The sequence below is a fragment of the Dermabacter sp. p3-SID358 genome (assembly GCF_025147465.1).
In the GTDB taxonomy this organism is placed as follows: Bacteria; Actinomycetota; Actinomycetes; order Actinomycetales; family Dermabacteraceae; genus Dermabacter.
This window is the reverse complement of record NZ_JALXOZ010000002.1, coordinates 121,643-134,375: the sequence shown is the minus strand read 5'-3', so window position 1 is coordinate 134,375 and position 12,733 is coordinate 121,643. Positions and strand designations below refer to the sequence as shown.

The 12,733-nt window shown below is 62.6% G+C and carries 10 protein-coding genes; 2 read left to right on the top strand and 8 right to left on the bottom strand.

From position 1 onward, the window contains the following. Positions 1–544 precede the first annotated feature (544 nt). The 7 genes from M3B90_RS02045 to M3B90_RS02015 form a co-directional block, all read right to left on the bottom strand. On the bottom strand, positions 545–3,733 hold the full coding sequence (locus tag M3B90_RS02045; RefSeq protein ID WP_259888394.1) for a glycoside hydrolase family 2 TIM barrel-domain containing protein: 3,189 nt from the start codon (positions 3,731–3,733) through the stop codon (positions 545–547). Positions 3,734–3,765: 32 nt separating this feature from the next. Further along, entirely contained in the window at positions 3,766–4,635 is an 870-nt protein-coding gene (locus M3B90_RS02040; RefSeq protein ID WP_259888393.1) for a carbohydrate ABC transporter permease, read from the bottom strand. A 1-nt stretch (position 4,636) separates the two neighbouring features. Next, positions 4,637–5,527, bottom strand: coding sequence for a carbohydrate ABC transporter permease (locus M3B90_RS02035; protein WP_259888392.1), 891 nt, complete (start codon positions 5,525–5,527; stop codon positions 4,637–4,639). 34 nt (positions 5,528–5,561) lie between these two features. Further along, on the bottom strand, positions 5,562–6,866 hold the full coding sequence (locus tag M3B90_RS02030; RefSeq protein ID WP_259888391.1) for an ABC transporter substrate-binding protein: 1,305 nt from the start codon (positions 6,864–6,866) through the stop codon (positions 5,562–5,564). Between the two features lie 35 nt (positions 6,867–6,901). After that, complete coding sequence (locus M3B90_RS02025; RefSeq protein WP_259888390.1) at positions 6,902–7,879, bottom strand: LacI family DNA-binding transcriptional regulator; 978 nt, start codon at positions 7,877–7,879, stop codon at positions 6,902–6,904. 228 nt (positions 7,880–8,107) lie between these two features. Beyond that, the gene (locus M3B90_RS02020) at positions 8,108–8,368 is read right to left on the bottom strand and encodes a hypothetical protein (RefSeq protein ID WP_259888389.1); all 261 of its coding nucleotides are present in this window, start codon (positions 8,366–8,368) and stop codon (positions 8,108–8,110) included. A gap of 82 nt (positions 8,369–8,450) precedes the next feature. After that, entirely contained in the window at positions 8,451–8,603 is a 153-nt protein-coding gene (locus tag M3B90_RS02015) for a hypothetical protein (protein ID WP_259888388.1), read from the bottom strand. 223 nt (positions 8,604–8,826) lie between these two features. Here M3B90_RS02015 and nrdF point away from each other — a divergent pair, with 223 nt between their 5' ends. Together nrdF and M3B90_RS02005 are read left to right on the top strand one after the other, a co-directional pair. Continuing rightward, the gene (nrdF, locus tag M3B90_RS02010; RefSeq protein WP_259888387.1) at positions 8,827–9,798 is read left to right on the top strand and encodes a class 1b ribonucleoside-diphosphate reductase subunit beta; all 972 of its coding nucleotides are present in this window, start codon (positions 8,827–8,829) and stop codon (positions 9,796–9,798) included. A 291-nt stretch (positions 9,799–10,089) separates the two neighbouring features. Then, the gene (locus M3B90_RS02005) at positions 10,090–10,374 is read left to right on the top strand and encodes a GlsB/YeaQ/YmgE family stress response membrane protein (RefSeq protein ID WP_096882564.1); all 285 of its coding nucleotides are present in this window, start codon (positions 10,090–10,092) and stop codon (positions 10,372–10,374) included. A 396-nt stretch (positions 10,375–10,770) separates the two neighbouring features. On the opposite strand, the gene M3B90_RS02000 is transcribed toward M3B90_RS02005, so the two are convergent. Then, positions 10,771–12,726: a glycoside hydrolase family 2 protein gene (locus M3B90_RS02000; protein ID WP_259888386.1), complete on the bottom strand. Its 1,956-nt coding sequence runs from the start codon at positions 12,724–12,726 to the stop codon at positions 10,771–10,773. Positions 12,727–12,733: the final 7 nt, after the last annotated feature.

Below are 12,733 nucleotides of genomic sequence, written 5' to 3'. Positions count from 1 at the left end.
GTCCGTTTTCTACACCTAAGCACGGCGTCCCGTTCACCACTGAGGTGGGCGGGGCGCTTTGCTATGTGCGAGCAGGGGTGCAGTTGAGGCCGAGCTACCGTCGGAATCCAGTTGCAGCAGACTTTTCTGGCCCCCACCTTCTTCTCTTCCCCTTCTTTCCTCCCTCTCTACCTCCCCCCTTCTTTCCTCCCTCTCTACCTTCCCTTTTTTCCCTCACCTTCTCTTTTCCCTTCGGCATCTCACGAAAGTGGTGAAAACCCGCGTCAGGGGGCCGATTCTCGACGCGAGGTGGCGATTTTTCACCACTTTGTGGCGAATAGGCAGAAAGGAGTGGGGAAGGAAAGGGAAGGGAGGGGACACCAGCGAGGCAGGGGAACCAGACGGGGGAACCAGATGGGGGAGCGAGCGGACGGCGGGGATGAGCAAGGCGGGCATGGAGCGCGGGTGTAGAAAAGTGACCAGGGACGCCGAAAATTGGCCCGTAATGTCGTTTTTCTACACCCTCATTGGGGTGCGCCCTCAGGGGCCCTCGGTTAGTGGGCGTCTACACCTCGAACGCGAGCGACCACGAGCCTGAGCGCGGGCGCAACTGGTACTCAGGCCTCACGTCCGGGCCGCACGAGCGTGACCCAAGGCCGTGCTGCGCCACATCGAAAATGAGGTGCGTGCGCTCCGGTTCACCCAGTTCGTGCGGGTGGCGGGCCTTCGTGATCTGCTCAATTGAGTGCTCACGCACCTGGAAACCAGGGCGTTCGCGGTTGGATCCGACGGCATCTGCGCGCACCGTGAGGCCAAGTCCCGAAAGCTGCAGCTCGCGCAATCCCGGACGATGGCCCGATTCCTGCGGAACCGCGTACTCGACGTTCAGATCCGAGACCGGCATCGAGAAGCGGCCAATGCGCGCTGCTCGGCACGAATCGACGTAGTTCTCGAGCGGCCCCGAGCCAAACCACGAGGCCTCCTTCGCGCCGAGCGGCGCCGTGAATTCAAGGCCGAGGCGACCCCACACGTGCTCCCAGTTCGCCGAAGGCGCGGCATCGGCATACAAACGCAGCGCGCGCGAAGCGCCACCCTTTGCGTCACCCGCAGCATCCTCGAGGCGCCACGTGATTTCGAGGTCAACGTAGGCGCGGCCCGCGGGAGTGCTGTAACGGTGAAGGGCGCGCACCTCGTGCTCGTCGAGCCACACGCCGATCACGCGGCGCTCGAGCTTGTCGATGCCGATCTCGCGCCACAGGGCCGCCGTGGGCGGAGCTTGTGTGCCCGAGCCGGTCGTTTCGGCGGGGTCGGCGAGGATGTATGAGCCGAAGTCGCCGAGCGAATCGTTCTCGGTGGGGGCGCGGAACAGGCGAAGCTGCGGGCCCTCGAGATCGAGGCTTCCGAGCTTCACGAGGTCGCCCGTGCGCGGATCGAACTGGGCCTCGCCGAGGGCGAAGGAACCGTCGGAATCCGGAACCTGACCGGCCTGCTCTGCAACCTGACCCTCAGTCTCCCCGGCATCTCCTGCCGTCAAGGGAAGCGGAGCGGGGAAGGAGGGGGAGACGGTCTGGCTCGAGTCCACGACCTGGGCCTGAATAAACGCGACTTCGTGGCCGGCGTCGGCCCACTCGGTGCCCTCGCGCAGAACCGCGCGGACCGTGCGGAACTTCTCGCCCTCGTGGCCCTCCGCAAACGGGGGAAGCGTGATCTCCCCGGCGTCGCTGCTCCAACCGTGGGCCGAGGCTTTCTCGACCGTGCACTCCTGACGCAGAACCTCGTGGCCGTCGACCTCGTCGATGACCTCGAAGATGAAGTCGCTCAACGAACCGGCGTGGCGATAGTCCTGGATGTATGCCGCGGTGATGTTGACGTCGCCAAAGTCGCGATCGAATGCCGTCTCTGCGTCGCCTTCCACCGCGATCTCAAAGTCGATCCTGATGGGGCTCACGACCGCGCCAAACTCGGCGAGAGCGGGAGTCGCTTCACCCGAGGAGAGCACGAGACCATCGCACACAAACGACGAGTCGTGAACCTGCTCGCCGAAGTCGCCACCGTAGCCGTAGAACTCGGTGCCGTCTTCCGTGCGGGCGGCGATGCCGTGATCGCGCCACTCCCACACGAAGCCGCCGTGCCATTGCGGGTAGTTTTCGAAGATTTCCTCGTAATCGCTCACGCCACCCGCGCCGTTGCCCATCGCGTGCACGTACTCGCACAGGATCATGGGGCGCTTCGCGAGCTCGGCGTTACGGCCGGGCATGGTGCTTGCGAACCCACCTCGACCGAGCGACATCTCCTTCATCGCCTCGAGAGGCGGGTACATGCGCGAAACTAGGTCGGTGTATTGGCCGTCGTAATCCTGCTCGTAGTGCACGGGGCGCTCCGGGTCGCGGCGGCGAAGCCAGTTCGCCATCTGCGCCATGTTCGCGCCCGTGTGGCCCTCGTTGCCGAGTGACCACGAGATGATCGACGGGTGGTTCTTGTCGCGCTCGAAGAAGCGCTCGACGCGATCAACAAGCGCCGCGCGCCAGCGCGGATCGTTCGCGGGAACGTCGCGCCAGTTCTCACCGAGGAAGCCGTGCGCCTCGTAGTCGCACTCGTCCATGACCCAAAAGCCCAGTTCATCGGCGAGGTCGAAGAGTTCGGGGTGCGGCGGGTAGTGTGCGGTGCGGATGGCGTTCACGTTGTGGCGCTTCATGAGTAGCAGCCCCTCGCGTGCTTTCTCGCGGTCCCATACGCGGCCGAGTTTCGGATCGTACTCGTGACGATTCACGCCGCGAATGCGCAGTTTCTTGCCGTTCACGCGCCACTCGTGGCCCACGATCTCGACGCGCCTAAAGCCCGTGCGGATCGTCAGAGTCTCGGCCTCGTTCGATACGGTCGCGGTGTACAGGCGCGGGCAGTCCGCGCTCCACGGCTCCACTTCGGGAACGGGGATAGGTCCGACGGTTGCCGGGCTCTCGAACGTTGCTGAGATTCCAAGCTCGTCGATCGCGACCGTGATGGGGAAGGCTGCTTCCTCCGCGCGGATTTCCGGGATGAGCGTGCCGGGGCCGGGAGCGGCGGGGCCGTTCTTCGGGTTGAAATCGGCGCGTAGCCACGCGTCTTCGATGCCCGCGGCGGGTCGGAACAGCAGCTCGACGTCGCGGTAGATACCGGGCAGCCACCACTGGTCCTGGTCCTCGAGGTAGGTATTCGAGGACCACTGGTGCACGCGTACGTGCAGCACGTTCTCGCCCTCGACGACAAGGTCCGTGACGTCAAGCTCCTGCGTGAGGCGCGAGCCGCGCACGACGCCCGCCTGTTCACCGTTCAGGTTGATGATCGCGAGGGACTCGATGCCGAGGGTGCGCAGGTACACGCGCGCGCCACTCTCGAGCTCCGCGATCTTCTCAGCGCTCAGCGTGAAGCGCGTGCGGTAGTCGCCAGTCGGGTTGTCGTCGGGAACGTTCGGGGCATCCACGGGGAAGGGGAACTGGACGTTCTGGTAGGCGGGAGCGCCATACTTCCCGAAGTCGCCGTACTCGCCGCCACCGGTAAGAACCCAGTGCGAGGGAACGGTGATGTCGTCCCAGCTCGAGTCGTCGAAGTCCACCGTCGGAGCTGATTCGCCCGCACCCTCGGCGTTGCGCGAGTACGCGAACTTCCAGGTGCCCGCGAGGCTCACCGCTTCAGCGTTCGTCGAGAGGTGGCTGCGGGGCGCGATCCGAGTGCCCGAGCCGGGGGAGAAGGAGGTGATTTCGTGAAGTGTACTCATGGGGTCATCCTTGTCCGGTTGAGTGGGTGGTCCTAGCCCTTGGTCGAGCCCATCGTGAGTCCCGAAACGAATTGACGCTGCAGAACGAAGAACAGAATCAGGATGGGCAGGGCTGCGAGGATCGAGCCCGCCGAGAGCAGGTTGTAGTCGGTGAAGAACGAGCCCTTGAGGTTATTCAGGGAGCTCGTCACGGGGAACTTGTCGCCCTTTTGCAACAACACCGTAGCCCAGAAGAATTCGTTGTAAATCCAGGCCGTTTGCAGCGTCGCGAGTGCAGCGAGCGGGGTTCGGCACAGCGGGATCGTGAGTGTCCAGAACTGCGACCACACCGAGGCGCCGTCCACGTCGGCAGCTTCGTAGATTTCTGCCGGGATCGCCTTCATGTAGTTCGCGAGAACGAACGTGCAAAAGCCCGTCTGGAACGCCGTGTTGACGATGATGACGCCGAGATGCGTGTCGAGAAGCGAACCGGAGGCCGAGAGGAACTCGGGGATCGGGATCCACATGAACATGCGGTAGATCGGCACGAGAAGCGACTGCGGCGGGAGTAGGTTCGCGGCCACGAAGAAGGCGAGCATCGCGAGGTTGAACTTGAACGAGAAGCGCGCGAGAACGAACGCCATGCACGAGCTCAACGCGAGCGTGAAGAGCACCGCGAAGAAGGTAATGATGAGGGAGTTGAGGAACGACTGGGTGAAGCCGCCCTGCTCCCACGCGTTCACGAAGTTGTCGAGCGTGAAGCCGCCGAAGCTGAAATAGCCGTGCTGGCTCGTGTAGCTGTAGTCACGGAACGAGTTGAACAGCGCCCACAGGAGGGGGAACAGCCACGCGAGCGCGACGATCATAAGGAAGACGTTGAGGAACGCCCGTGAGACGGTGAGGTTCTTTTTCTTCGGGGTCATGTCAGTTCTCTCCCTTGAGCATGATGCGCAGCTGAATCACGATGAAGATTGAGCTCATGATGAGCATGATCGTGGCGAGCGCACTACCGAAGCCGATGCGGCTTGCCTCGCCCACGACGTTCGAGGTCACGAGGGTCGAGATGAGCTCGAGGCCGTTGCGGCCCTTGTTGATGATCCACACGATGTCGAACGCGCGAAGCCCCTCGATGAACGTGATGACGAGCAAGAGGATATTCACGGGCCGTAGCACCGGGAAGATGATCTGGAAGAACGTGCGGGTGGGGCTTGCGCCGTCGAGAGCGGCCGCTTCCTTGAGGGCCGGGTCCACGCCCTTGAGGCCCGCTAAATAGAGCAGCATGATGTAGCCAACGTGACGCCAACCGTTCGCGATGATCGCCGCGTACAGGTTGATGTTTGGGTCGCCGTACCAATCAATCTGGGTGCCAAGAATGGCGTTGATGAAACCCTGGTCGCGGCTGTACATGAGCTGCCAGATGAAGCCGATGAGCGCGGCCGAAAGCACGACCGGCAGATAAAGGGAGGTCTGGTAGAACTTCGTGAGCTTGAGTTCCTTATCGAGCAGCACCGCAAGGAACATCCCGAGCGGAGTGAAGATGAAGAACAGCACGAGAAGCCATATGACGTTGTGCCACAGCGCGGGCCAGAACGGCGGGTAAATAGTGAACATGTCGATGTAGTTCTGGATGCCAACGAAATGAATGTCGCTGAGGCCGCCGATGCCGTCCCAATTGCTGAAGGACAGGATCACGGTGCACAGGGCGGGAATCCACACGAAAACGCCGACGATCGCGAGCGGGATGGCGCTCATGGCGATCACGGTGAATTTATCTTTACCGTGCAGCTTGGCTAGCGGTCCGATCTTTTTGGACACGACTCGCTCCTTGGATAGAGGTCGAAAATAGGGGTCAGGACTCGGCAGGGAAGATGGACTTCTTCTGCTTCTCGATATCGCGCAGGATCGAGTCGATCGAGTCGGGGTTCTTCAGGAAGTTCTGCAGCGACGGGCTGATGACCGTCGAGGCGAAGTCGGGCCGCGTGTCGCGGTCGAGGAACTGCGAAATCGCGCTCGCGTTGGTAATGAGCTCAACGGCCTTCTTCTGGAGCTTCGAATAGTTGCTCTGATCCTGATCCGTGCGTGGCGAAATCACTGACGGGTCGGCGTCGAGCTTGTACTGGATGGCGTCGGCCGTTGCGAGGTAGGTGAGCAGCTCCTTCGCCTTCTTCTCGTTGTGGGGTTTTGCCGCCATCATCCAGCCGTCGATCGGAGCTTCGACGACGTCCGCGCCGATTGACGGGTCGAACTCGGGGAACGTGAAGAAGTCGAGGTCGTCAGGGTCTTTGCTCTCAGCCCACTGCTGGTCGATGAACATGCCCATCGTGTACATCGCCGTTTGCTCCTTGAGCATCGACTGCGCGGCTTCCTGCCACGTGCGCCCTAGCGGATCGGCCTGCTGATAGGGGAGGAGCTCGCGCCAGGCGGCGAAGATGTTTTTGACCTCTTCGCTTTCCCACGATTCTTTGCCGGCCATGAGCGAGACGTGGAAGTCGTAGCCGTTGACGCGCAGGTCGAGCATGTCGAACGTGCCCATCGCTTCCCAGCCGTCCTTGTCGCTGAACGCGATCGGGGTCATTCCCGCGGCTTTGATGTCCTCGTTAAGAGCGAGCCACTCGTCGAACGTCGCCGGTTCGCTCCAGCCGTGCTTCTCGAACACGCTCGGCTTGTAGAACACGGCCCACGGGTAGTAGTTCCACGGGATGAACACGAGGCGCCCATCGTCGGCGGAAGAAGCGACCTTCATCGACTCGGGCATCCCGTCGATGTTCTCCCACACGTCGCTCAGGTCGCTCACGAGGCCGCGTTCGGCAAAGAAGCGAGCGCGGTAGCCAGCGAACCACGTGAACACGTCGTCGGGGTTGCCCTGGAGGTAGTTGTTGATGCTTTCCTTGAAGGTCTCGTGGTCGACCGTGTTGATCTCGACCTTTCCGCCCTTCCACGACTCGAGCATGTCCAACACGGCTTGTTTCGGGATTGCGTCGCTCTGGTGGGATCCGACGGTGACCGTGTTCGGGTCGTTGTTGGCGCCGCAGCCTGCGAGCAGGGCGAGCGCACTCACGCCGGCTCCTGCGCCGAGCACGGCGCGACGGCTCGCGGTGGCCTCGCGGATCGCGCGGACCGACGCGGGGATCTCGTGGATCCAACTGTCGTTCATGAGGTTCTCCTTTGAATCTTTCGTGCGTGGAAGTTTCAGGTCGTTTTGCGCACCACGAGGGTCGTGGGAAGCGTGAGCGACTGGAGTGGTTGGCCCTCGCCGAGGGCGTTGAGCAAGCGCGCCCCGCTTGCACCGACGTCGAAGATGGGCTGCGCGATGGTCGTGAGTGCCGGGGTCGTTTCGGCGGCGAAGGCGTGGTCGTCAAATCCCACGACCTTGACGTCGCCCGGGATGTTTCGGCTTGCTTCGCGGAGCGTGGCGAGAACGCCGAGGGCCTGGCGATCCGAGCCGCACAGGATCCCATCGATGTCGGTGTGGCGCGAGAGCAGCTCGCGCGTGGCCGAGGCGCCTCCGCCTGTTGAATAAGGTGCGTGGATGACCTCGAGCGGGGCGGTTTCGAGTGCCGAGAGTTGGCCCTCGACGCGGTCGTGAGCGCCCTGCGCCGTTTCCGGGCCCGCAATGATCGCGATGCGATGGGCACCGCGCTCAACCAGGTGGCGCGCGCCGAGCTCGCCTCCCTGGTGGTCATCGATCGTCACGGTCCACGTGTTTTCTCGGCCTTCAATGAGGGGGCCGAGAACGATCGTGGGGATCTCGGTGCTCATTGCTTCGAGCAGCGGATCTTCGATGTGGGGCGAGAGCACGAGCGCGCCGTCGACCCGGTTCGGGGCGAGCTGGCGCAGCGTTCGCTCTCGCTCCTCATCGGTTGTGGCAAAAAGAAGATTGAGCGCGATGTCGCCGCCCACGAGCGCGGAGTTGATGCCCTGGAGCATCCGCCCGAAGGTGGGGTCGTCGAAAAGTTCGCCGTAGGGCTCGGTGAGGATTGCTGCGTAGACGTTGCTCTTGCCCGAGGCGAGGGAGCGCGCGTGAGCGTTGGCGCTGTAGCCGGTTTCGGCGATGGCCGTTTCCACTTTCGCGCGGGCTTCTGGGGAGGAGATCTGACCGTTGAGCACGCGCGAGACCGTGCTGCGGGACACGCCCGCGGCGCGTGCGACATCGTTGATCGTGGCCACGCGTGCCCTCCTCTTCGCTGAGTAGTGCGCCCCTCGTGATCGAGAGTCTCGCGCGCCTCGCGGCCGAAAAGCCACGCGACGCACACCCGGTGGGAGCGCTCCCAGTCACTGTAGCGTGCGCCACCAGAAGGATGTCAAATTGAGCCACTCGCGCGGCAAACGTACCCGAGATCGCGCGGTCATGGGACGCCCTCACCTGCGAGTAAAGGCGGGTCGGGCCCTTGGCTGCTAACCGTTCACGATCGCGTTCGTGACCATCGCCCACACGACCGCGAGCGGGATACCCACCACGCCCACGAGTGCCGCGACGATTCCCACGATCCGCATCCGCATAAAGACGGCGCTGCTCGGCTCAGCATCTCGCTGGCGCCGATAGAACCGACCGTTGAGTGTGCGCCACAAGCCGCGCGGGGCAATCACCGCCCAGAGGCACACGCCGATGTAGGCAAAGAAGAAAACAGACGCGAGGATCATGGACGGCAGTGACACGTGCTCTACCCCTACCCCGCGGCCTGAAGGTAATAGCCAAACATTGCGATCGCCCCCATGACGATGATGGCGCCGCCCACCCTCATGAGCGCGAGACGCGCCGAGCTTGGTTCGTTTTTGCTTCACGATCCTTATATGCCCACCCCATGGTGATTTCCCACGTCTGGAAGGGGAAGACAGCCATCGCCGCTCCGTAGACGATGAGCAGGATAAACACGAGCGACATGAACGGCATCAGGGCTCCTGACTACTGCGGGAGTGATCTACGGCTCACCCTAAAACGCCTCGCTGAGAGCAAGTCACGCGAACCCATCGAATCGCCGGCTCGGCTCGCTAGGATGGGCACCGTATGCCGCGTGGAGGCGTCGGAACCCCGAGCTTACGCTGGCACGGAGGGGCGGTCGGCAGGCCGCGAGAGTCCGACGCCACCCGGGATCCACCGTTGCGAAAGGACGAGCGTGAACACCGATCACATCAAACACAGCGTGCAGGCCATCAACTGGAACCGCATCCAAGACCCCAAAGACCAGGAAGTGTGGGACCGCCTCACCGGTAACTTCTGGCTGCCCGAAAAGGTGCCGCTCTCGAACGACATTCAGAGCTGGTCCAAGCTCAACGAACAGGAGCAAGAGCTCGTGATGCGCGTCTTCACGGGCCTGACCCTGCTCGATACGGTGCAGGGAACCGTCGGCGCAATCTCCCTCATTCCCGACGCCGTGACCCCCCACGAGGAAGCCGTGTACACGAACATCGCGTTCATGGAATCCGTGCACGCGAAGAGCTACTCGCAGATCTTCTCCACGCTCTCCAACACGAAGCAAATCGATGAAGCGTTCCGCTGGAGCGAGCACAACGATGCGCTCCAGAAGAAGGCCAAGATCGTTCTCGAGTACTACACCGGCGACGACCCCGAAAAGCGCAAGGTCGCCTCGACCCTCCTCGAGAGCTTCCTGTTCTACTCGGGCTTCTACCTGCCCATGTACTACTCGAGCCGCGGCGAGCTCACGAACACGGCCGACATCATTCGCCTCATCATCCGCGATGAAGCCGTGCACGGCTACTACATCGGCTACAAGTACCAGAAGGCCGTGGAGAAGCAGTCGCCCGAGCGCCAGGCAGAGCTCAAGGACTACACGATGAGCCTGCTCATGGACCTTTACGACAACGAAGAGGAATACACCGAAGACCTCTACGACCCGGTCGGCTGGACCGAAGACGTCAAGATGTTCCTTCGCTACAACGCCAACAAGGCACTCATGAACCTCGGCTACGAGGCACTGTTCCCGCAGGAAGCAACCGAGGTGAATCCCGCGATCCTCGCATCGCTCTCGCCGAACGCCGACGAGAACCACGACTTCTTCTCGGGCTCCGGCTCGAGCTACGTCATGGGCAAGGCCGTTGAAACGGAAGACGACGACTGGGATTTCTGATCTCCTCATCGTTGACTGAGGGCGGCGCGTCGTGGGGCGTGCCGCCCTCCTTATGTGATGGGGCGTTGACGCGAGGCGAACGTGTGGCGCTCAGGCAAAGGTGTGATGTGCGTTCGGTAAAGGAGCCAGAAAATCCGAGTGACGTGCAATTTCGCACTACTTGACGCCGGGTAGGATGGGGAGTGGTTGACGATCTTTCAACCTCCCGGGCACCGTTAGCAAACCCAGGTTCGCCAACACCGCCCGGGACAGCTGTGAACCTGGTTCACTTACACAGAAAGTAGTCACGCCATGTCTCTTATTTGGGCAATCATTTCGTGGATCATCATCGGCGGCCTCATCGGACTCATCGCTCGTGCAGTCATGCCGGGCAAGCAGTCGATGGGGATGGGGATGACCATCATCCTCGGTGTCATCGGCGCAATCGTCGGTGGTCTCATCGGTGGTCTCTTCGGCGACGGCGGCTGGAGCTCGCTCCTCGATAACCCGTGGTCGCTGTGGACGATCCTCCTGTCGGTGATCGGTGCGCTCGTGGTCATGTTCGTGTACGGGCTGCTCACGAAGTCCGACAACTGATCGCGACGCATCAATAAGAGTGCGCGCCTAGCGCGGTCGCCCGCCCCCATGTTGGGGCGGGCGATTTTCATGTCGGGGTTGGTAGTGCCGGTGCAGCGCCTTCTTCGGTCCCTGGGCGCGCTGCCCTTCTTTCGCCGAAGCGCGGTGCCTTCCTTTCCCCGGTGCCATCCTCTCCCTGAGGCGGCACAAACTATGAAGAAATTGGTCTGGGGCGGGGTCGCGGCGCCGCTACCGGGGGATTTTCTTCATAAAGTAGCGCGGCATCAATGAGGGGTGCGGCCGAGCCCTTCTTGCTCTTGCTCTTGGCTCAGATCATGAAGAAAGTGCGGCCCTGGAAGGTTTGGGGGCCTCGGACGCCGCACTTTCTTCATGATGCGGACCGGCAAAACGCCGGGACTACTCCTCGTAGGCAGCCTTTTTTGTTTGCACCGCACGCAAGCGTGCAAGGTCGAGCTTCATGCCGCGCTCGAAATCAACAACCCCGTTCTTTTCCTGGAACACGTCGGTGAGCTGCGTGTAGCAATAGCCAAACATGAGCGGATTATTCAGCAGGACATTCGTGAGTGCCTCGAAGCGCTCGTACAGTTCCTCTTCGCTGCGCACGCGATTGCCATAGCCCCAGGACTCGGCCTGGTCCTGGCCCGTGAATTCGGCAGCACGCGCTTCTTCCTCGTTCCACCAGATGCCGCCGTATTCGGAAACAAAGAATGGTTGGCCGGCGTAGGGGATCGAGAAGTCGCCGTTCGCAAATGGCATCTCATTTGGAGCGAGTTCACGCCTGTTGACCTGAGGTTTTCCTTCGGCAAGTGGCGCTTGTTCGCGTGCAAACGCCTCGGGATCCTGCTCGTAGGAGTGCGAGTCGTAGATGTCAGCTCCGCGCACGCGGTGGCTGTATCCCGAGGCATCGATCACCGGGCGCGACGGATCCGCAAGCTTCGTCGCGTTGTACATCCCGTGAGTCACATCGTCGAGCACCGTGATGCGGTCGTGAAGCACCTGATGCGTCTCGTTGAGCGGGCACCATCCCACGATGCTCGGATGCGAAAAGTCACGTTCGAGCGCCTCAATCCATTGCGAGATGAAGCTCGCCGTCGGCTCTTGGTTGTAGCCAAGGCCGCCGCGCCCCGAAACTCCCCAGTCGCCGAACTCGCCCCACACGAGATAGCCGAACAGATCGGCCCAGAACAGCATGCGCTCCTCGAACACCTTTTGGTGCAGCCGAGCGCCATTGAAACCCGCGGCGAGGGCAATCTGGATGTCGGTGAGCATCGCGTCGTCGGAGGGCGCGGTCATGAGCGTCTCGGCCCAATATCCCTGGTCAAGTACGAGTCTTTGGAATACGCGTTCACCGTTGATTCGGAACTCCGTGCCTTCGAGGGCGGTCGAGCGAAGCCCTGCGTAGGAATGCACTTCGTCGATCAGGCCGCCGTCAGAATCGAGAAGTCGTGCGGTGAGGCGGTACAGCTCGGGCTCACCTGCCGCCCACACGCGCACGTGCTCGTCCGGCACAGTGACGCGCACGCGGGGTGCGAGGTCAAGGTCGGCGCGGGCGCTTGCGGTGGCGAGGGTGGTGCCGTCGGGGGTTCCGACGGTGACCTCGACCCGCGTGTCCTTGGTGTTGTGGGTGAGAGGCAACGTGATGTCGAAGGAGTTGTCGGCGAGCGATGGGGTGGTGTGCACGGCGCAAATGGCGTGCGCGGGAACGCCTTCGAGCCACACCGTTTGCCAAATGCCGGTGGTGCGAGTGTATTGGCAGTGCGTGGAATCGTGCCACGTGGCTTGCTTGCCGCGTGCCTGAGGTTCCCAGCGGGAATCGCGGGCGCGCACGACGATCGTGGTCGTCTCGCCCGGGCTTACGATGCCGTTGAGGTTTGCCTGGAAGGGAGTGAAGCCGCCGCGGTGGCGAGCGACTTCCACACCGTTGACCCACACGGTCGTGTCGTGGTCGACGGCGCCGAAGTGAAGGATCGGGACGAGGGGCTGCCCGCCGGGGCCCTCGCTCCACTCCGCGGGAACCTCCACCTCGCGGCGATACCACACGGCTTCCATAAAGTCGGTGTGCTCGACGCCCGAGGCCTTGGATTCTGGAGCAAACGGCACGAGGATCGAGCCCTCAAGGGGGCGCTCGAGGAGTCTGCGTTCGCGGCCCGAGTCTCCAGCGTCGATCTCGAATTCCCACTGGCCGTTGAGGTTGAGCCACGTGGCGCGATGGCACTGGGGGCGCGGATGTTCGGGCTTTGGTACGTCGGTTGCGGCCGAGAGGGGAGCGTCGAGGAGGCCCGCGAGATGCTCAGCTTTCTCGGCGAGATCCTTCAGCTCGGGAACTGCGGCGAATTCGGGAACGAGTGGCATGGTGATG